The 20,430-nt window shown below is 38.7% G+C and carries 19 protein-coding genes; 11 read left to right on the forward strand and 8 right to left on the reverse strand.

Going from position 1 to position 20,430, the window contains the following annotated elements:
- A complete protein-coding gene (yidC, locus tag BUB86_RS04680; RefSeq protein ID WP_073206234.1) occupies nucleotides 1-1,890 on the reverse strand; it encodes a membrane protein insertase YidC in 1,890 nt (629 codons plus the stop codon).
- Nucleotides 1,891-1,999: 109 nt separating this feature from the next.
- Between yidC and BUB86_RS04685 the strand changes: the two genes are divergently transcribed.
- The gene (locus BUB86_RS04685; RefSeq protein ID WP_073206236.1) at nucleotides 2,000-3,178 is read left to right on the forward strand and encodes a DUF3078 domain-containing protein; all 1,179 of its coding nucleotides are present in this window, start codon (nucleotides 2,000-2,002) and stop codon (nucleotides 3,176-3,178) included.
- A 39-nt stretch (nucleotides 3,179-3,217) separates the two neighbouring features.
- Here BUB86_RS04685 and BUB86_RS04690 read toward each other — a convergent pair whose 3' ends face one another.
- Complete coding sequence (locus tag BUB86_RS04690; protein WP_073206239.1) at nucleotides 3,218-3,607, reverse strand: DUF1573 domain-containing protein; 390 nt, start codon at nucleotides 3,605-3,607, stop codon at nucleotides 3,218-3,220.
- A gap of 140 nt (nucleotides 3,608-3,747) precedes the next feature.
- On the opposite strand from BUB86_RS04690, the gene aspS reads away from it, so the two are divergent.
- The 3 genes from aspS (at nucleotide 3,748) to BUB86_RS04705 (ending at nucleotide 6,288) form a co-directional block, all read left to right on the forward strand.
- Nucleotides 3,748-5,508: an aspartate--tRNA ligase gene (gene aspS / locus BUB86_RS04695; protein ID WP_073206242.1), complete on the forward strand. Its 1,761-nt coding sequence runs from the start codon at nucleotides 3,748-3,750 to the stop codon at nucleotides 5,506-5,508.
- 121 nt (nucleotides 5,509-5,629) lie between these two features.
- The gene (locus tag BUB86_RS04700) at nucleotides 5,630-5,941 is read left to right on the forward strand and encodes a winged helix-turn-helix domain-containing protein (RefSeq protein ID WP_073206244.1); all 312 of its coding nucleotides are present in this window, start codon (nucleotides 5,630-5,632) and stop codon (nucleotides 5,939-5,941) included.
- A gap of 65 nt (nucleotides 5,942-6,006) precedes the next feature.
- Entirely contained in the window at nucleotides 6,007-6,288 is a 282-nt protein-coding gene (locus BUB86_RS04705) for a hypothetical protein (protein WP_073206248.1), read from the forward strand.
- Here the strand turns inward: BUB86_RS04705 and BUB86_RS04710 are convergent.
- The 4 genes from BUB86_RS04710 to BUB86_RS17150 form a co-directional block, all read right to left on the reverse strand.
- Nucleotides 6,255-7,397, reverse strand: a complete 1,143-nt coding sequence (locus tag BUB86_RS04710) for a glycosyltransferase family 4 protein (protein ID WP_073206251.1) — start codon at nucleotides 7,395-7,397, stop codon at nucleotides 6,255-6,257. The two genes, BUB86_RS04705 and BUB86_RS04710, sit on opposite strands and share 34 nt — an antisense overlap.
- A complete protein-coding gene (locus BUB86_RS04715) occupies nucleotides 7,394-7,984 on the reverse strand; it encodes an acyltransferase (protein WP_073206255.1) in 591 nt (196 codons plus the stop codon). Before BUB86_RS04715 ends, BUB86_RS04710 begins: the two co-directional genes overlap by 4 nt.
- Nucleotides 7,953-9,152: a glycosyltransferase gene (locus BUB86_RS04720; protein ID WP_073206258.1), complete on the reverse strand. Its 1,200-nt coding sequence runs from the start codon at nucleotides 9,150-9,152 to the stop codon at nucleotides 7,953-7,955. Before BUB86_RS04720 ends, BUB86_RS04715 begins: the two co-directional genes overlap by 32 nt.
- Before the next feature lie 90 nt (nucleotides 9,153-9,242).
- Nucleotides 9,243-10,415 carry a glycosyltransferase family 4 protein gene (locus BUB86_RS17150; RefSeq protein WP_073206379.1) on the reverse strand — a complete coding sequence of 391 codons (1,173 nt, stop codon included), beginning with the start codon at nucleotides 10,413-10,415 and terminating at the stop codon, nucleotides 9,243-9,245.
- A 95-nt stretch (nucleotides 10,416-10,510) separates the two neighbouring features.
- Here BUB86_RS17150 and glf point away from each other — a divergent pair, with 95 nt between their 5' ends.
- Entirely contained in the window at nucleotides 10,511-11,647 is a 1,137-nt protein-coding gene (glf, locus tag BUB86_RS04730) for a UDP-galactopyranose mutase (protein ID WP_073206261.1), read from the forward strand.
- On the opposite strand, the gene BUB86_RS04735 is transcribed toward glf, so the two are convergent.
- Nucleotides 11,622-12,740, reverse strand: coding sequence for a glycosyltransferase family 4 protein (locus tag BUB86_RS04735; RefSeq protein WP_073206264.1), 1,119 nt, complete (start codon nucleotides 12,738-12,740; stop codon nucleotides 11,622-11,624). The genes glf and BUB86_RS04735 overlap by 26 nt on opposite strands.
- A 125-nt stretch (nucleotides 12,741-12,865) precedes the next feature.
- Here BUB86_RS04735 and BUB86_RS04740 point away from each other — a divergent pair, with 125 nt between their 5' ends.
- Nucleotides 12,866-14,032 carry a glycosyltransferase family 4 protein gene (locus BUB86_RS04740; protein ID WP_073206267.1) on the forward strand — a complete coding sequence of 389 codons (1,167 nt, stop codon included), beginning with the start codon at nucleotides 12,866-12,868 and terminating at the stop codon, nucleotides 14,030-14,032.
- Nucleotides 14,022-15,047 carry a glycosyltransferase family 2 protein gene (locus tag BUB86_RS04745; protein WP_073206270.1) on the forward strand — a complete coding sequence of 342 codons (1,026 nt, stop codon included), beginning with the start codon at nucleotides 14,022-14,024 and terminating at the stop codon, nucleotides 15,045-15,047. Before BUB86_RS04740 ends, BUB86_RS04745 begins: the two co-directional genes overlap by 11 nt.
- A 13-nt stretch (nucleotides 15,048-15,060) precedes the next feature.
- On the opposite strand, the gene BUB86_RS04750 is transcribed toward BUB86_RS04745, so the two are convergent.
- On the reverse strand, nucleotides 15,061-16,077 hold the full coding sequence (locus BUB86_RS04750; protein WP_073206273.1) for a glycosyltransferase: 1,017 nt from the start codon (nucleotides 16,075-16,077) through the stop codon (nucleotides 15,061-15,063).
- Between the two features lie 115 nt (nucleotides 16,078-16,192).
- Between BUB86_RS04750 and BUB86_RS04755 the strand changes: the two genes are divergently transcribed.
- Genes BUB86_RS04755 through BUB86_RS04770 form a run of 4 tightly spaced genes read left to right on the forward strand, consistent with a single transcriptional unit; the run spans nucleotide 16,193 to nucleotide 20,424 of the window.
- Entirely contained in the window at nucleotides 16,193-17,047 is an 855-nt protein-coding gene (locus BUB86_RS04755; RefSeq protein ID WP_073206275.1) for a glycosyltransferase family A protein, read from the forward strand.
- Complete coding sequence (locus BUB86_RS04760; RefSeq protein WP_073206277.1) at nucleotides 17,044-18,201, forward strand: glycosyltransferase; 1,158 nt, start codon at nucleotides 17,044-17,046, stop codon at nucleotides 18,199-18,201. The genes BUB86_RS04755 and BUB86_RS04760 overlap by 4 nt, the downstream gene beginning before the upstream one ends.
- Nucleotides 18,198-19,334 (forward strand): glycosyltransferase, encoded by a 1,137-nt coding sequence (locus BUB86_RS04765; RefSeq protein ID WP_073206280.1) that lies wholly within the window; start codon nucleotides 18,198-18,200, stop codon nucleotides 19,332-19,334. The genes BUB86_RS04760 and BUB86_RS04765 overlap by 4 nt, the downstream gene beginning before the upstream one ends.
- Nucleotides 19,335-19,386: 52 nt before the next feature.
- The gene (locus BUB86_RS04770; RefSeq protein ID WP_073206283.1) at nucleotides 19,387-20,424 is read left to right on the forward strand and encodes a glycosyltransferase family 2 protein; all 1,038 of its coding nucleotides are present in this window, start codon (nucleotides 19,387-19,389) and stop codon (nucleotides 20,422-20,424) included.
- The last annotated feature ends 6 nt before the right edge of the window (nucleotides 20,425-20,430 follow it).

A 20,430-nucleotide genomic window follows, 5' to 3' on the forward strand; every position in this document is an offset into this window, starting at 1 on the left:
TTATCTTTTTTGTTGGTTCATTCTTTGTTTCTGAAGCTCCTCAGCCTGCTTCTGCATGGCCTCCAGACGGGCAGCAAGACCAGATGTCTTCTTCTGAGGGTTGTTCTTGTTCTCTTTGTACTTTGCCTCAAGTATAGCCAGCAACTTCTCGTCGTTGGTAGTCTTACGGAGTGTCCACATAATGGCAGCCGAGAAGAATAATGAGATAAAGTAGTAGAAGTTTAGACCTGATGAGTAGTCATTGAACATGAAGAAGAACATTACTGGCATCAGATACATCATCCACTGCATCATCTTCATCTGCTCAGCCTGCTGACCAACCATCTGGTCTCTCTGTTGGCGCATAGTCATATATGAATAGAGAACGTTCGATACACAGAACAGGATACATGTCAGCGACAAGTGATCTCCGATACCCCAGATGTTGGTGCCCCATTCGATGATTGGGTCGTAGGTCGAGAGGTCGCTGATCCAAAGGAACGACTCGCGACGCAGCTGGATAGCATTAGGTACGAAGAAGAACATAGCCATCCAGATTGGGAACTGAATCAGCATGGGCAGACAGCCTCCAAGTGGCGATACGCCATATTGAGAATATAGCTGCATCATAGCCTGCTGTTTCTTCATCTGGTCCTCTGGCTTGTCGTATTGCTTGGTAGCCTCGTCGAGTTTTGGCTTCAACACGCGCATCTTAGCACTCGACATATAACTTTTCTTCACCATTGGGAAGGTAAGAACCTTCAGCAACAGGGTGATCAGAATCAGTACGATACCCATTGAGAAGCCCCATGAGGTCAACCAGTCGAATACGTAGATGGTGAACCAACGGTTAATCCAGCGAACCAGCCACCAACCGAGGTTTACCAGCTGCTCAAGGTCCAGATCTTTGCCGAATGTGCTCTGCTGTTCAACTTCCTTAATCAGTCGGAAGTCGTTAGGACCAATATACATTTCGAACTCCGAAGCCTTGGCTCCTGTTGGATCGAAAGCTGTCTTCAGTTTGGCGTTAAACTGCTTCAAGTAGCCAGAACCCTTCTGTTGAGGCACACTTGTAAGCAGTGAATTAGCTGCGAAATCATCCTTAGCAATCAGAGCTGCTGAGAAGAACTGGTTCTTAAAGGCAACCCATTCCAGTTGCTCGTCAATCTTTTCATCTATCTTCTCTGAAGTCTCGTTCAGATAGTCTGTGCCACCATCCTTTTCCTTATAGGTAACTGATGTGTAGCGGTTCTCAAACGTAAAACCCTTCTCCTGCTGACGGCAAAGGTCGTTCCACTCTAGGCTCATCTCCTGATAGTTAGGAGCAAACATACCCTGCAATCCGTTTGCCTTCAGGTTGAAGTGCAACATATAGTCCTTACCCAGAACGTAGTTGAACTCGATGCTACCGCCGTTGCCTGCCTGAGCAGTCATGGTGAGGGTAGAGTCTGTAACGTTCGATGGGGTGAAGAACAGGTCTTTGGTGATAATGTTCTCCGACTTTCCTGCCAACATGAAGTTCATCTGCTGGGTCTTCTCGTCGAAGAGCGTTACGTCCATACCATCTTCCAGATTCTCAAAACCTTTGATAACGGCTTTAGCCAGTGTGCCGCCTTTTGTGTTGAATGTCAGTTCAACCTTGTTGTTTTTCAGAACAACAGACTCGTTTTTACCGTTAAGTGCTGCATAGAATGCAGCTGTTGTGTCACCCTGAGCAGCTGCTTCAGCCTGTGCTTTACGTGCAGCCTCTTCTGCTTTCTGTTTCTTGGCGGCATTCTGTTGCACGGCTGTTGCAATGCTGTCTTGTTTTCTTGCGGCCTCTATTTCCTCCTGCGAAGGCTGATTATACCAACTGAAGCCGATAAGCACCAGCGCAATGAGGGCGAAGCCGATAATAGTGTCTTTATTCATTTCTATTTTGCTTTTTTATTAATGTACGCGTAAATCAAGGTGCAAAATTACGAAAAAAATACGAAATGAATGCAATCTATTGGCAAAAAATTGTATCTTTGCAGCAGATATGAGAAAAGTAGCATTATTATTTGCAGTATTTGGGGTGCTAAGCGCTTCTGCTGCCGAACCGAAAGATACGTTAGACGGACGTTTTTTTCGTCTGTTTGCTCCTATGACTTTTTATCATAACATTGCAAACAAGTCATTGTCAATCGAGGCTGATAAAACAGATAATGATCCCGTTGCTGATGCTATTGATGCAGCCTTGATGCATATTTATCTGAATCGCCCGGATTTGGTGAATTCTACTGAGACTGAGTTACAGGAAACCGGTAATGTGCGCAGAGACGTTGAGAAGCCCATTAAAAATCAGGTTAAACTGGTTGAAAAGGTCGAAGGTCCAGTTATTGATACTCCAGATGATGTTCCTACAGCAATTTTGATTCAGAAACCTGATTTCTGGACCAAAAAGGGCGATGGCTACTTGCAGTTCATGCAGAACTACGTAAGTGGCAACTGGTATAAAGGTGGTGAAAGCAACTATTCGATGGTGGGTGCGCTTACTTTAGAGGCCAATTATGATAACAAGAACAAATGGAAGTGGGATAATAAGTTGGAGTTGAAACTAGGATTCATGCATACACGTACCGACTCGGTTCATAAGTTCAAGTCTAACGAAGACCTGATTCGTTTCACTAGTAAGGTTGGTCTTCAGGCAGCCAAGAACTGGTACTATACCTTGCAGGTTTTGGCATACACTCAGTTTACGCGAGGTTTGAAGGCAAACGATCTTAATATCTATTCAGACTTTATGTCTCCATTCAACTTGAACCTTGGTCTCGGTATGGATTATAAGGTGGCTTCAAAGAATAAGAGGCTTACTGGTACCGTCAACCTTTCTCCTTTGGCTGTCAACTACCGTTATGTTGATCGTTTGGCGCTTTCTACCAGTTATGGTTTGGAAGAAGGTAAACACTCGTTAATCGATTTCGGTTCGCAGGTAACTGCCGATGTTACATGGAAGATTAATGATGTTGTATCTTGGAAATCTCGCCTCTATGCGTTTACATCATATAAGCGTACAGAGATTGAGTGGGAAAATACTTTCTCTCTTCGTGTGTCAAAGTATATCTCAGCCAATCTGTTCCTCTTCCCTCGTTTCGACGATACAGGCTCGAAGGATGATGATCTAGGATATCTGCAGTTTAAGGAGTATAGCTCTATCGGATTTAGTTATGCCTTCTGAAATATAAAAAGCCCGCTCTATAAAAGCGGGCTTATTTTTTTACTGAGCTTCAGTCATATCTCCCTCTATGTAGAGGCGGGTCATTTCTACTACTCCGTTTGTTCGGATAGTGATCGACTTCTTGAAGTGACCGGGGAACTTTCCAGCTCCGTTGTATGTTACTTTAATCTCGCCCTTCTCGCCTGGCTGTATTGGGGTCTTGGTGTACTCAGGTACTGTGCAGCCGCAACTGGCCACTGCCTGATTGATAACCAATGGCTGCTCGCCTACGTTGGTATAGGTAAAGGTGTAAGTAACAATAGGGCTCTTCTCCGAGAATGTTCCGAAGTTGTGAGTCAACTTGTCGAACTTGATTTCTGCAGGTTTCTGGGCCAGTGCAGTTGTCAGTCCGCACACAATCATAAATGCTATAAATGCAATTTTCTTCATCTTTTTAGACGTTTAAATGATAATTCAGTGCAAAGATATATAAAAAATAAGAATTAAGAATTAAGAATTAAGAATTATATTTGTCTATTATCATTTTTTTATGTAATTTTGCACCTTAAATGAATAAATAGCAATTAAATATGTACAGAAGTAAGACTTGTGGTGAGCTTAGGCTCCAAGATGCAGGCAGTGTTGTAACACTGGCCGGATGGGTACAGCGAAGTCGTAAGATGGGAGGCATGACCTTCGTTGATCTTCGCGATCGTTATGGTTTGACTCAGCTTGTATTCAATGAGGCTGACGATGCTGAACTCTGTGAACGTGCTAACAAACTTGGCCGCGAATTCTGTATTCAGATTAAAGGTGAGGTAAGCGAGCGCCAGAGTAAGAATCCCAAGATGCCTACTGGTGATATTGAGATTTTGGTTAAGGAATTGAATGTATTGAGCGAGAGTCTCACACCTCCGTTCACTATCGAGGATAATACCGATGGTGGTGACGATATCCGTATGAAGTATCGTTATCTCGATCTTCGTCGTGCTGCTGTTCGTAAGAATCTCGAGCTGCGTCACCGCATGACCATCCTGATTCGTAATTTCCTTGATAGTAAGGAATTTATCGAAGTCGAGACACCTATTCTGATTGGTTCTACTCCTGAGGGAGCTCGCGACTTTGTGGTTCCTTCACGTATGAATCCTGGTCAGTTCTATGCGTTGCCACAGTCTCCTCAGACTTTGAAGCAACTCCTGATGGTATCAGGTTTCGACCGTTACTTCCAGATTGCCAAGTGTTTCCGTGATGAAGACTTGCGTGCCGACCGTCAGCCTGAGTTTACTCAGATCGACTGCGAGATGTCGTTTGTTGATCAGGAGGATGTACTCCAACTCTTCGAGGATATGGCCCGTCACCTGTTCAAGGAGGTTCGTGGCGTAGAGCTTCCTCCCCTTCAGCGTATGACATGGCATGAGGCTATGCGTCGTTTCGGTTCTGATAAACCCGATCTCCGTTTTGGTATGGAGTTTGTTGAACTCATGGATCAGCTCAAGGGTACTGGTACTTTCCCTGTATTCAATGATGCCAACTATATCGGTGGTATCTGTGTGCCTGGTTGCGCTAACTATTCTCGTAAGCAGCTCGACGAGCTCACCGAGTTCGTGAAGCGTCCTCAGGTTGGTGCCAAGGGGCTTGTATATGTTAAGTTCAACGAGGATGGAACTGTTAAGTCATCTATCGATAAGTTCTACGAGCCAGAGGTTTGGGCTAAGGTTAAGGAGGCATGTGGTGCCAAGGATGGCGACCTCGTACTGATTCTCAGTGGCGATAATGCCAACAAGACTCGCGTTCAGCTTTGCACACTTCGTCTTGAGATGGGTGATCGTCTCGGACTTCGCGATAAGGACAATTTCGTTTGTCTGTGGATTGTCGACTTCCCACTCTTTGAGTGGAGTGATGAGGAGCAGCGCCTCATGGCTACCCACCATCCATTCACAATGCCTAACCCCGACGATATTCCATTGCTTGATACCGATCCAGCTAAGGTTCGTGCCGTAGCTTACGACTTTGTCTGCAATGGTGTTGAGGTTGGTGGCGGTTCACTCCGTATCCACGATGGTAAACTTCAGGAGAAGATGTTCCAGATTCTGGGCTTCACCCCTGAGCGCGCTATGGCTCAGTTCGGATTCTTGATCAATGCGTTTAAGTATGGAGCACCTCCTCATGCCGGTCTTGCCTTTGGTCTTGATCGCTTTGTAAGTCTGATGGCTGGTCTTGATAGCATTCGCGATTGCATCGCATTCCCAAAGAACAATAGCGGTCGTGATGTGATGCTTGATGCTCCAGGCGAGTTAGACCCCAAACAGCTGGATGAGCTTCAGTTGCGCCTTGATATTCGTCAAGAATAGTTTAAATTCTGCTAAAATTGCCTAATTATCAGCGAGTTATCTAAAAAAATAGCGGTATTTTTGCAAACGAAAATTAAAATCAAGAAGTAAAACTTCAATATAGTATTAATTTTTTAGAACTATGGCAGAAAAGAAAGCAACAGCTAAAAAGGCTACTGAGACAAAGGCAGCCGCAGCTAAAAAGACTACAACCGTGAAGAAGGCCGCTGCTCCTAAGGCAGCCGCAAAGGCAGTTCTTGCAATCAATGCAGAGAATGTAGGTTTCAAGGCAGGTGATGTATATCAGGCACTTGCAGCAGCAGGTAAGGCTCTTACCGTTAAGGAGATAGCTAAGGCAGCTAAGATTTCAGAGGAGGAGACTCTTCTCGGTCTGGGTTGGCTCTTTAAAGAGGGTAAGCTCGCTAATGATGGTGAAAAAGTTACTTTGGCATAAGCCATTTAACGAATCATAGAAAAAAGGTCGGTAATCGCTTTTACCGGCCTTTTTTTAAGCATAGAATGACGTACGATCAGCAGATATTAAGTATCCTTACAAGTGTAGGCGACAAGGGCATCAGCGTAATGCAGGTGTCCAAGCATGTCTATAACATGAATCTTAGTTTTTTCTATACGCCCGACTTCAATGAGATTCGTGCATACGTTCAGCAATATCTGCTCAAGAATTCTAAGTTGCCACAGTCCTTAATCGAATCTACGGGTCGTCGCGGGTATTACCGTTTGAATACCAAGAATAATGCCGATGCCCGTCAGCTGATGTTAGAGTTCGGCAGTTCCTTATAAACGGTCTCGTATAGTTTTAGCAGCTGTTCTGCAGTTTTACGCCACGAGAACAGGTTCGATCTTTTCAATCCTATCTCTTTCTGAGTATGATAGTACTCTTCGTCTGTTTCCAGCCGAAGCATTTTCTCTGTTATCTCCTCAGGGTTCTCTGGATTGATGAGGATGGCTTCGTTTCCACCAATCTCTGGCATCGACGATGTGTTAGAAGTAATAACAGGAGTTCCGCATGCCATTGCTTCGAGCAGAGGAATGCCAAAGCTTTCTCGTAGTGATGTATATAGAAAGGCAAAGGCACTGTTATATATATATGGTAAGTCGCTGTTTACTATATATCCTGGCATCACTATCTTTTCGCGGATGTTCTCTATGTGATTCCTTTCTATAATACCTTCAAGATATGTCTTATCTAAATCTGCCATTAATAGTTTTCGCTTAATGGTAGACTGTTCCAGATATCTTGAATATGCGATAAGTGTTCTTTCTGTATTCTTTTTTGGGTCGGTGTTACCGAGAAAGAAGAAGTACCCCGGTTTCTCTATGTACGATTGGTAGATGTCAGCCACATCTCTTAACGGCTTAAACCATTCGTTGTAGCCGTTATATATCATTGCCATCCTCTTTTCGGGGATGTTCAGTTTCTGTATGATGTTCTGCTTTTCAAAGTTCGATACTGTGATGATGCGTAAGCATCTCTCCAGGATCTTTGGAACCACTTTTCGTCTGTATAGCCATCCCATGTTCTGGTATAGCGACTTGTTGTTTTTATCTCTAGGCTCCAGGAATATGATGTCGTGCAGTGTAAGCACCAGCGGTATCTTGCAGAATATCGGCGCTGTGTTACTGGTACAATGTAGCATATCCAGATTGTATTTCTTGGCAGCTCGGGGCAGGGTAATCTGTTCCCATACGGGATAGAAACTCTCACCGATCACAATAATATGTACGTTCTCAGTATCCTTCAGGCATCTGTCAACACCAGGCGCCACAAACACAAAATACTCGTTCTTATGGTCTATCTTCTGTAGTTCTATGATCTCTTGTAGAACCACATAATCCATTCCGTGTTTGTTTCGGCGGAACACGCGTTGAGCTTCGATGCCAATTCTCATATCTGTTTCATCACTTTTGCCGGAACACCTGCTACAAGCGAGTGGGGCGGAACGTCCTTTGTTACTACAGCTCCTGCTGCTACCACACAATGCTCCCCAATTGTCACTCCAGGCAGAATCACAGCGTTAGCCCCTATCCATACGTCATCTTCTATTGTAACTGGATTCGTGCTCACACCTTGTTCATCTATCCGTTTGTTGGTATCATCAAAGTTGTGGTTCAGTGCAGTAACGGTGATACTTTGGGCCAGGTTCACATGGCTGCCAATATCCACAGGCCCGATAATCGTGTTATGCAGCCCTATTCTGGTATGGTCGCCAATGATAACATCGCCCACCGCATTGTTGATGCATGCAAATGATTCTACCACCGAGTAGTCTCCAAGACTGAAGATTCGATAGGGTGGAGTGTCCATTCTTGCTGAATGGTGTATTACCGAGTGCTTCCCTCTGTGCTGATATAATGGGGCCAATAGTCTTATGAACCACCGTGGCCTAGTCTCCACCTGATTCATAATCACCCAGTCTATGAATTTTTTCAGTTTGGGATTATGCTTAAACTTTTCTCTTACGCTCTCGTTGTCCATCGCTTTCAATCAGTGTTTTCCATTGTTCCGCTATCACACTCACGTTGAAACGCTGTGCCAACATCATAGCTTCTTCCGATTTAGGCTGCCAATCCATATATGTAGCATCTTCCAGTTTCTTAGCCAGTTCGTCTACATCGCCATTCTTAAAGTAAATACCAAAATCGCCAAGTATCTCCTTGCTCGATGGCAGGTCTGATGAAATCACGGGCAGTCCATGTGCCATGGCCTGTACCAGCACCAGTCCGAAGTCTTTCCATCTTGAACTTGACACATAGATACTTGCTTGTGAGTAGAACTGTTGTATGTTCTCTGTATATGCATGTATCTTTACCCTTCTTGTCAGATACCTGTTTTCAATCATCTTGTTCAGGGCGTCCTTTTCTGGTCCGTCACCTACAATATCCAGGTACCAATCCTGATTATGCTGTGCAAACTTGTCAAACGCCTTTATCAGCAGATCAAATCCCTTATGATTAGGAGTCAGTCTGCCCACTGCCAGGAAACGTCTGTTCTTTGCACTTGCCGGCTCACCAGGCTTGATGGTCAATGGGTTGGGTATCACAAATGGCGAGAATCCATATGCATGGTAGTACATCTCCGAATCCTGCAGATATAGCAACACTGTTTCATCCAGCTTCTGTAGCTGTCTGCCGTAGTGATACTTCAGTTCTGTTCCTAAGTAAGGCGAACCCTCTCTCAGGAATGCGTTGAACGAGTTATATATCCAACCGATGGCTTTCACGCCACCCAGATCTCTTTTAATTGTAGCCAATCGCATCGATAGATATGAGTTCACAGCAATGATGGCATTATAGTTTCCTTCTTTCAGTACCTTAACCACTGCTTCGCGTCTTTCCCTTGGGAATGAGCTGTGAGCATACATGTCAGAAGTCCAAGCAGTTTTGGGTAGTATGTTTTTATACAGATAATCATACACATGATACGATATGCGCTTCCAACCTTCCAATTTCGGAAAGTGACTAAACACAAACTTAATAGGGTATTTCTCAAGGTTATACATCGCCAAGTCTTCTTGCTGAGGATCTTCTAATGTTACGATGGTCACATCATAATATTTAGTCAGTTCCTCGGCTATTACAGCAGTTACTCTCTGCATGCCGCCCGACTTGAAAATGCTATCTGCAATAAAACATATCTTCTTCATACGTTCATGAATTAGCCAATTAACGCTGACAAAAGTACAAAATATTTTGGATTATTCCAAATTTTATGCATTATTTCTCAAAAAATGGTATTATTCTATCAGCTCTTTCCACTGTTCAATGATATTTTTAATATCAAAACGTTGCGCAATATTGAGTGCTTCCTTCGATTTTGCTTGCCAGTCAATGTGAGTCGCCTCCTCCAACTTCTGTGCCAGTTCTTCGATGTTTCCATTCTCGAAATACATTCCAAAATCACCCATTATTTCCTTGCTTGTAGGCAAATCAGATGATATAATAGGCAAACCGTGAGCCATAGCTTCAACGAGTACGAGTCCGAAACCTTCCCATCTTGAACTTAATACGTATACCTGTGCATTCGAATAGAATGATTGTACATTATTTGTAAACGGATGAATAGTAATCCGTTCCTCCATATCGTGTTCTTTAATTAATTCCCGATAGAGTTTTTCTTCTGGCCCCTCTCCAACAATGTCAAGATTCCAGTCTTTATTATTCTTCGCAAATCTGCTGAATGCTTTTATGAGTAGGTCAAACCCTTTGTGCTTATGAGAGAAACGTCCTACAGCCAAGAATCTCTTTGATGTACCTGATGAAGCCTCTGCAGGTTTTAATGTCAGCGGATTATAAATGACTGTAGGCTTGAACTTTGGATCATAGTCATGATAATTATTAGCATCATGGTTGCACAGTAGTACAACATCTTCCAATTTCCTGAATTGATATATGTAATGTCTGCGTCTTTTGTCTCCAATAAAATAATGTGAGTCTTCTCCGAATAGTGCCTCGTACGAGTTATGCAACCATCCTATGCATTTCGTTCTATGCAGATGTTTCTTTATTGTTGCTAATCTTGCAGCCAATGGTGCGTGAACCCCAATAATTACATCATACTGCCCTTGTTTTAACTCGGCCAATAGAGCTTTTCGCAACTCTGAGGGATATGAACTATGTGCATACAGGTCAGAACACCATTTGCATTGCGGTTGCAATTTTAGATATAATCCACTATACGCTTTGCATAGATGACGTTTCAGTTTGCTAATCTTCGGATAACTAAAGAACCGATAAGTGATATTCGCTTCTTTAAGGTTATAAAGAGAAGTATCCTGTAGTTCCGGTTTATCAAAAGTAACAATACTTACATCATTATCTTTTGCCAATTCCTTGGCAATTACAGCAGTCACTCTTTGCACACCACCGATACTGAAAATGCTATCAACAACAAAGCATATTCTCTTCATAAGACTATAAATAGTATTATTACGTTGACAAAAGTACAAATAATTTTGGATTATTCCAAATTTTATCATATATTTGCAGCAAAAAGATTCATCAAATGGCAAAAGAATACGATTATCTAATAGTAGGAGCAGGTATTTATGGTGCAACCTTTGCATGTATAGCTCATCTTCGAGGCAAACGCTGTTTGGTAATAGATAAACGTAATCATCTTGGCGGTAATATCTATTGCGAGAACATTGAGGGCATAAATGTGCACAAATATGGAGCTCATATTTTCCATACTTCAAATAAAAAGGTTTGGGATTTTGCCAACTCCATTGTTGAGTTTAATCGTTATACTAATTCCCCTATTGCCAACTATAAAGGTAAGCAGTATAACCTACCTTTCAATATGAATACCTTCTATCAGATGTGGGGTGTTCTTACACCTGCTGAGGCCCAAGCGAAGATAGAAGAACAACGCCAGGAAGCATTAGAAAAGATGAAAGCAGATGGCGTTACAGAACCTCGAAATCTTGAAGAACAGGCACAGTTGCTGATTGGTAAGGATATCTATGAGATTCTTATTAAGGGCTATACAGAGAAACAATGGGGTCGCAAATGCAGTGAACTCCCTGCATTTATTATTAAGCGTCTACCTGTGCGTTTCGTTCATGACAATAATTATTTTAACGATCGCTTTCAAGGTATACCTATAGGAGGATTCAATAAACTTATTGATGGCCTTCTTGATGGTGTTGAGGTGAAGCTTAATACGGATTTCTTTGACAATCGCAAGCATTTGGAACAGATTGCTGATAAGGTGTTGTATACCGGAAAACTTGATGAATACTTCGACTATAGATTAGGTAAACTTGAATATCGCACAGTTCGTTTCGAAGAAGAAGTCCTTGACATGCCTAACTATCAAGGTAATGCCGTTATGAACTTTACTGATGCAGAGGTGCCATATACCCGTATCATCGAGCATAAACACTTTGAGATGTTTGGAGATGATGTTTATAAATGTCCCAAAACAGTTATCTCTCGCGAGTATTCGACCGAGTGGAAAGACGGCATGGAGCCATACTACAGTGTAAACGATGATAAGAATATGTCTCTTTATCTGGAATACAAAGAATTGGCTGATCAAATTCCCAATTTGCTCCTTGGTGGTCATTTGGCCGAATATAAGTATTATGACATGGCGCCAATTATGGAGAAAGTCATTGGCTTAGCACCTCTTCTATAACGTGTCCCATTTGATGCTTCCACGATAATTCTTTAATAGATTCCCTAATCTGTTGGGGATTCATAGAGTTCTTATTGTAGAAATCAATAATGTCTTGTATGTTTGCTGGGCTTTCGTCAGCAGGAACTTTCAAAACATATGGTTTAGTGTCAAAATCACTATCCGTTTCGGAATATGTAAACGGTATTCCCCTTGCAGCGTATTCTCTATTTTTTAAAGTCTTAATTATATCTATTCCAACTCGATGTCTGCCAAGACTGCCTATGCCAAAATCGCATTTGTCGAAAAGGTCGTCAAGTTCTTCCCCGTGCTTTTTTCCATATAGAATCACATAATCTTCCATATGGTTATCTATGACTATCTTCTTAAATTCTGTCTCAATTTCTGCTGAGAAGAAATAACCAACAACGTGGAATCTTACTATATAATTCTGTGGTTTGGAATAGTAATCTGCAAGTCCTCTTACTAACCGGTCAAATCCATGCCATCTATGTATCTCAGCAACTCCTATTAGATTAAGTTCTTTTGATGTATCATTGATAGTTGTCTTCATTTTTACACTATCAAAATCAATTCCATTTGATATTCTGATTGTTCTTTGTCCGAAAATTTGTTCATAATCAGAAAAAGTAACTATGGCGTCTAATTGTTTTGCGAGTTGGTTTCGAAATACTTTGTCTTGGATTATTTGTATGCTTATGCCCTGAGCTTCATATTCTGAATCATATGGATATGTTGGTATTTCCATAACAACCTTTGCTCCGGACTCTTTCATTTGCTTTACCATCCTAATAGTAAATGGATTCGCATTGTGATTTGAACGAATATATACAAAATCAATATGGTTGTTCTTTACATATTTTGAAACAGTAGAGAACTCCGTTCTTTTAAGAATTTTACTTAAAAAGCTATTCCCGTAGTCAGCAATTATTTTTCCATCAATAATCCTTTTTTTTGTTTCTTCTTCGTCCATGTAACATAAGTGAACCTCATTTCCACATTGTTTTAGGGCATTTACTTGGTATGATATCTTTTTGCTGATACCATTATTTGGGTCAAACCCATGGAATATTAGAAACAGAACCTTTGTCATTATCTTTTTTCAAAATCTTCGGCTAAGTTAGTCATATTTTAAATAATAGCCAAATTTATATCTACTTTTTTGTGTTTTTCACTTTAAATTTGTATTTTTGCATCGAAAAAGAATAGAAATCTTAGATGAGAGATGATAAATACAAGATAGTTTATTGTACACCTGCATTATATTCTGCAGGAGGAACTGAACGTGTGGTCTCTGTTAAAGCTAATTATTTTGCAGATGTCTTAGGTTATGATGTTACGGTCATTGTTACAGAAGGTAAAAATGGTAATTCTTTTTTCCCTCTTTCTGATAAAGTTAAAGTTATTAACTTAGGACTTAATTTTGAAGAACTATGGAATATTTCATTTTTTAGAAAGACTCTTTTATATCTGCATAAGCAGAGGAAATATAGGAAGTTGTTGACTAAGGAGTTGATGAGTATTCGCTCAGATATAACAATAACAACTTTACGTAGGGAAATTAATTTTATTAATTCTATTAATGACGGAAGTAAGAAAATAGGTGAACAGCATTTAAGCCGAACAAATTATAGAAAGATTGATAGCCGTTTCTCAAAATACTACGAAAAGATATTCTTTTGGTGGTGGAAAGATCGTGTTGTGTCTAATCTTTTAAAACTTGATAAACTTATCGTTTTGACAAACGATGCTGTTGCAGAATGGCCTGAACTCACAAATATAAGAATGATTCCTGATCCGTTATCGATAAAGGTTAATGGCTCTAGTTCATTAACTTCAAAAAGGGTTATTACAATAGGGAGGTATTCTTATGAAAAAGGATATGATATTCTGTTAAGAATTTGGTCTGTAGTAGAGAAAAAAAGTACAGACTGGCAGCTTGATGTTTTCGCTATGGGGGATCCAACTCCATATGTAAAAATGATGGACGATTTGTCGATTGATAAAAAACGCTGTCATCTTCATAGTAGTGTTGTAGATGTAGAAGAAGAATACTTAAAAAGCTCAATTCTGGTTCAACCTTCTAGGACAGAAGGATTCGGATTGGTAATAGTCGAAGCTATGGCATGTGGCTTGCCTGTTATATCTTTTGATTGCGAAAATGGGCCTCGATCTATTGTTACTAATGGTGAAGAAGGTTTCTTGATTCCAACATTTGATATAGAATTATTTTCAAGTCGCCTAGTTCAACTGATGAATGATGTGGATTTGCGTAAGAATATGGGCGCTAAGGGACGTAAGAAATCTCGATGTTATCAAATCGAATCTGTTGGAAATCGATGGAAATTATTATTTGATGAGTTAATGCAAAAAGATGGGGTATGATGTGACGATAGGAATCCCTGTTTATAAATCTGTTGATTATATCCGCAGAGCGTTGGAATCTGCACTTGCTCAAACTTATCAATCTATTGAATTCCTCATTATTGATGATGCAGGGTTTGATGGCTCGTTGGACATCATATTTGAAATAGAACAAAAACATCCACGTGGAAAGGATATTCGAGTTATTCGTCATCAGGAAAACCTTGGTGTTTCTGCATCTCGTAATCAGATTATTGATGAAGCTCAGGGAGAGTATTTGTACTTTATGGATTCTGATGATACTATTGCTGTTAATACTATAGAGCTGTTAATGCAGAATATCCACCAATATAATGCCGAGATAGTTTTTGGCTCGTACGCGAAAATAGAATTGTCTGGTAATATAATTACGTACCAATATCCATCTATAAAATTATTGCAGGAAGATGAGTTGGCTGGTTTCGCATATCGCAAGTATGCGGGTATACAAGCTTCTGCATGTAATTATCTGGTCAAGTTGTCTGTCATTCAAGATAATCATCATAGATTTATTAATGCAAGTTATTGGGAGGATATGGTTTTTACGTTCGATTTGGTTACAATGATATCGCGTGCAGTTTTGTTACCTGATATTACATATACCTATATATGTCATCAGAATTCTTTATCTCGTTATCAAAAAAGAGATGTTATATCAAAAAGCGAAGTTTGTAAAAATATAAAAACAATCGATTATTTAAAACAGACCTCGTCTGTATTAAGTAATAAGGCATATTATCCCAACCGATGTTATAATATTGTGTTAGCCGATTTCTATATAGCTTGTCATATCTTGAAGAAGAAAGATGCTATTGTACCTTCTATCTCGTATGAGGAAATACGGCAATTAATGAAACATCCAGCTACTTTTAGGACTATTTTTTTATTTAGACAATCTCGTCTTAAAAACATGATGATGTATCTGATAAGTATACTTCCTTCCACACTATGTGTGGTTGTCATTTATTGCCTCGGTAAAATTAAAAAGTTGATTTAGTATTATTGATTGACTATTTGAGTAAACGTGATAACATCTTATATGCCAATCGTATAAATATATATGTATGAGGCATGTAATGATACATAAAATCAATAATCCTTTGTTTAAAACCATGTTTAAAATGTAGGTCTGGGATTAATTGCTTCAGGTAATGTATAATCTCAAGTCTGATTTTATGCTCATCGATATCATTTACAATTGCATACATTAATATAGAAAATGCGACAAATGTATTGTCTTTTAATCTATGACAAACTTTTGATTCTAAATTCTGTTTTTTAGATAATTCCCAAAGACTAGATATTGAGATGGACATATCGTGAGCTTTCTTTTGGGTTAGCTTATATGTCGCTGAGGATTGATTACCTTTTCTGTATATATAAAGGATTTGATTTGTTATTAAACATTTATTAGCATTAAGAAGACAATTATGTGTAAATGGAATGTCTTCGAAAAAAATACCTGGGATAAATTGTATATTTTCTTTTATCAAGAATTCTCTTCTGTACAATGTTCGCCAAACATAACATTTTCTTGGATTGAGATCTTCGAGCAATATTTGTTTTCCTGTCTTTTCTTTAATATTGATAATCTCTGGTACAATATATGAATCATTTTCAATTTCTTCATTATTCTTTTCTTGATAATCTGCTACTACGAGGTCTGCTTCTGACGACAATGCAAGGTTTAACAATTCTGGCAGACTGTTTCTTAAAAGCAAATCATCTGAATCTAAAAAAATGATGTACTCACCAGATGCTTTTGCGATGCCATTATTGCGGGCGATGGAAAGTCCTTGGTTTTGTTGGTTTATGATAGTTATATTGTTGTGTTGATTGACGATGTCACTTATAACATCCATACTGTTGTCTTTTGTACCATCATTAATTATTATTAACTCAAATAAATTGTCATCCAAGTCTTGATTGTACGCACTTTCTATACATGTATGAATATAATTCTCAACATTATAAACTGGTATGATAATGCTAAGCCCTATTTTGTTAGTATTAAAAAACTTCGTCATCTTGTTTTTTTTGCGACAAAGATACTATTTTTTTTATGGATTACACAAATTTTTCCAATTTTATTTGTTTAATATCAAAAAAATATGTATTTTCGCCAACAAATATTGTTACTATATGTCAAATTGGTATAATAAGTATCTATCTATTTACGGGAAACCTTTTAGTGAAGTTCCTTTAGATATTGTTGAAGGGACACGTGATCGTCTTGCAGCTCTACAGAGTTCTAATCCAATAGCCTCTATTGTAGTTATAGGATATAATGAAGAAACACATTTGCAAGCATGTCTTTGGGCTTTGAGTGAGATAAAGTGTAATTATCCTGTTGAAATTATTGGCGTCGACAACGATTCAAAAGATAGGACTGCAGAGATTTTTGAAAAGTCTGGAATTCCATATTATACAGAATATCAGCATTCTTGTGGTTATGCCCGTCGCTGTGGATTGCAACATTCAAAAGGAAAGTACTATTTTGATGTGGATAGCGATACTATTTATCCTCCCATGTACTATGAACTGATGCTTCAACAATTGATGAAACCAGGTATTGTTGCTGTTTCTGCCACATGGAGCTATTTCCCTGATGCAAATCATAGCAAATTAGGACTAAAAATGTTTGAAATGTGTCGTGACTTGTTTTTGTGGATTCAACATTTTAAACGTCCTGAGTTAAGTGTGCGTGGTCTTGTTTTTGCTTATAATGCAGATTATGGTCGAAAGGAGGAGTATAGAGTAGACATAATTCGTGGTGAAGATGGTTCAATGGCATTATCGTTGAAAAAATATGGAAAGATTAAGTTCGTTTATGATAGTAGATGTCGAGCTATTACAGGCTATGGAACAATAGGTAATCAGTCTTTATGGCGTAGTTTTGTCGATCATATTAGGATTCAAAGTAAGGGCATCTCTCGAATTTTCTATCGAAAGGATCATTACGAAGATAGTGCTGATAATTTAGTCAATAATGTATGAAGATTGTGTATGCTTATCAACAGTTCACAGATATTGCCGGTACAGAACGGATATTGATTGATAAAATGAATTACTTTGCAGAGCGAGATGGATATGAGGTCTTTCTGCTAACAAATCAGCAAGGTAATCATTCTGTGGTATTCCCGCTGTCAGATAAGATAAAAAGAATAGACTTGGATGTTTGTTATTGGGAATTATATAAAAAGAATATTGTTTGTAGGATAATAAAAGGATGGATAAAAGATAGATTATATGCGAAACGTCTATTGTCTTTTGTGTCTGAGATCAATCCTGATATAGTCATAACCTCGACCTACTTTTTTTATATTCTGTCTGCTATCGCTAAATGTCCGCACCCTTTTGTTAGAATAATAGAATCTCATATTGATAAGCGTTATTTGTTTGAGGGTCTATGCAATACACGTAAGAGCGTTTTAAAAAGAATAAATCATTATATTCAGCGACAGAAACTTAAGAGGATTATATCTAAATATGATCTCCTGGTTGCATTAAATAAGGAGGATACGTTGGATTGGTCTGGTTTTATTAAAACAAAAGTTCTACTCAATGTCGTTCATTTGAATCCTACGGGGAAAATCAGCGATCAACAATCAAAAAGAGTTATCTTTGTTGGTAGATATGTTGAACAAAAGGGTATACCAGATTTGTATAAAATATGGAAAATAATCTTTTCCAAGCATCACGATTGGCATATCGATTTGTATGGACCGGGTGATATTAAAGATGTTCTCTCTTCTGATGAAGATTTTGAAAATTATAATTTTCATATACATCAACCAGAAGGTGATATTTTTAAATGTTATTTAAATTCTTCGATTTTACTTCATACATCTATTTTTGAACCTTTTGGTTTGGTGATGCCTGAAGCAATGAGTTGTGGTTTGCCTGTGGTAGCTTTTGATTGTCCGTCAGGACCTTCTGAGATCATTACAGATGGAGTTGATGGATTCTTAATCAGAAATAGGGATATAAATCATTTCGCAGAAAGAGTGTGTTTGTTGATTGAATCTCGAGACTTGCGTATCAAGATTGGGCAGGCTGCAATAAGATCTTCTTATCGCTTTTCTGAAGGTCGCATTATGCCCGAATGGGAAACTCTGTTTAATGATTTGTTGTCAAAAACTGGGAAATGAGAATTCTATATATATTTAGATCTTTGGCTGTTTGGGGAGGTATTGAGCGAATCCTTGTTGATAAGATGAACTATTTGTCAGAAATGTCTGACATGGAAGTATATATACTAACTACGGATCAGGGCGCTCATCCTTTTACCTATATGTTGAATAAGAAAGTTCAAGTAGAAGATCTTAATATTTGTTTTTATCGTCAATATCAATATGGACTTTTTAGGAGATTATTTGTAAGACGGCAAATGGTATGGCGATATAAAAAATTATTAGCAGATAGAATTAAAACCATAGGTCCTGACATAATTGTATGTACTACTGCAGATATGATTCCATGTATTGTTAAAGTAAAGGGAGCTATTCCTTTAGTTGTGGAATCACATTCTATTTGTTGTCGTACCATTAATAATGGAAGAAACTATCTCCACAAAGTTATTAACAGATTTATATTTCTGGAAAGTTTAAAGAAGGCAGATGTAGTCGTGGCACTGACTAATGGCGATGCTAATGAGTGGAAGAAGTATCATCCTTTTGTCGTCGTAATACCTAATATGGTTCATTTGAATAGAGGAACAAATTCTCCTTTATCATCAAAAAAAATTATTTTTGTGGGACGTTTCGACTATCAAAAACGTGTTCAGGAGGCGATACGGATATGGTCTATGATTCACCCCAAATATCCAGACTGGGTTCTTGATATTTATGGAGAGGGAGAATTGCAGAAAGATATTGAAGATTCAGCAAAACGAGTGGGAGGTATAAGTATTAATCCACCAACGTCTTTTATATTTGATTGTTATCGAAAGAGTTCTATACTAATCTCTACATCATTATTTGAACCTTTTGGCTTGGTAATTCCTGAGGCAATGAGTTGTGGATTACCTGTTGTTGCCTATAATTGTAAATATGGTCCGGCAGATATTATTTCTGATGGTGTTGATGGCTTTCTAATTAAACAAGATGATATTAATGGTTTTGTAGAAAAGTTAAGTATGCTGATATCTAGTCATGATATGAGAAAAAGAATGGGAAGTATAGGAATACACTCGGCTCGTCGATTTGAGGCATCTAAGATAATGCCATTATGGCAATATTTATTTCAACAATTAAATCATAAAAATAATAAAAAGACCAATTAAAAATGTGTTGGTTTTTAAAATATTGACTATATTTGCAATAAAAAAGTGTAGTATGAAAGAGCCTCTTGTTTCTATTGGTATTCCGGTTTATAATGTAGAATTATATATTGAGAAGTGTTTGTTGTCTGTGTTTGAACAGACATATCAGAATCTGGAGATTTTAATTATTGATGATCGTGGCTCAGATTCTTCAATGAAGATAGTATCAGATCTGATGCATACCCATAAACAAGGCTATTTGATAAAGGTAATTCGTCATAAAAAAAATAAAGGTCTAGGAGAAGCTAGAAATACAGCTATAGATAATGCAAGTGGAGATTATATATATTTTCTAGATTCTGATGATTATATTGAGAATTATGCAATAGAGAAATTGTTACATGAAGCGGAAGAGTATAATGCAGATGTTGTTATGGCTTCTTCTAGGAAAATATTATATGGATCTGGTGAAGAACTACCAACTTTTACTTATAAGTCAAAGGAAGTTCTTAGGGGAAAAGATAAATTTGCAGATTATTTGTGTCAAGATCTTAGATGGCATATAGGTATAAATGCATGGAATAATCTGTTTGTAACAGATTTTCTTCGTAAAAACAATCTGAGATTTGCTGCGAGAAAAGATGAAGATGCATTGTTCTTGTCGGATTTTTATTCTGAGATAGAATGCGCAGTGTTACTACCAGATGTTACTTATAATTATGTCATTCGCCCTGGGTCAATTATGGGCAATCAGGCAAGGGACAGAATTCCTACACAAGAGATAAGAGAGCGTTTTATTACAGATGCCAAAATGACTGAAAGAAGTAAGAGACTAAAGAATCGATCTTTCTATGACGTTCATTGCTCTAGAGTTGTTAAACACAAGTTCCGTGCAGCATGTGTTGCTCTTAGGCATCGTCGTCGTTTTACAGAACCATTGTCAAATCGGGAGATTCGACAGGAATTGAAACATCCGGCATCTTTACTCCAGATCCTGAAGTTTAAACGCTATAGGTGTTTTAATCTCTTCTTTTACGTAATTAGTGTCTTACCACCGTTTCTTTCTGTTGGAATAACATTTTTGGTGGGAAAGGCCATAAGATGGATTTAGTTAGCA

This window comes from Xylanibacter ruminicola (genome assembly GCF_900142525.1).
GTDB classification, from domain to species: Bacteria; Bacteroidota; Bacteroidia; order Bacteroidales; family Bacteroidaceae; genus Prevotella; species Prevotella ruminicola_A.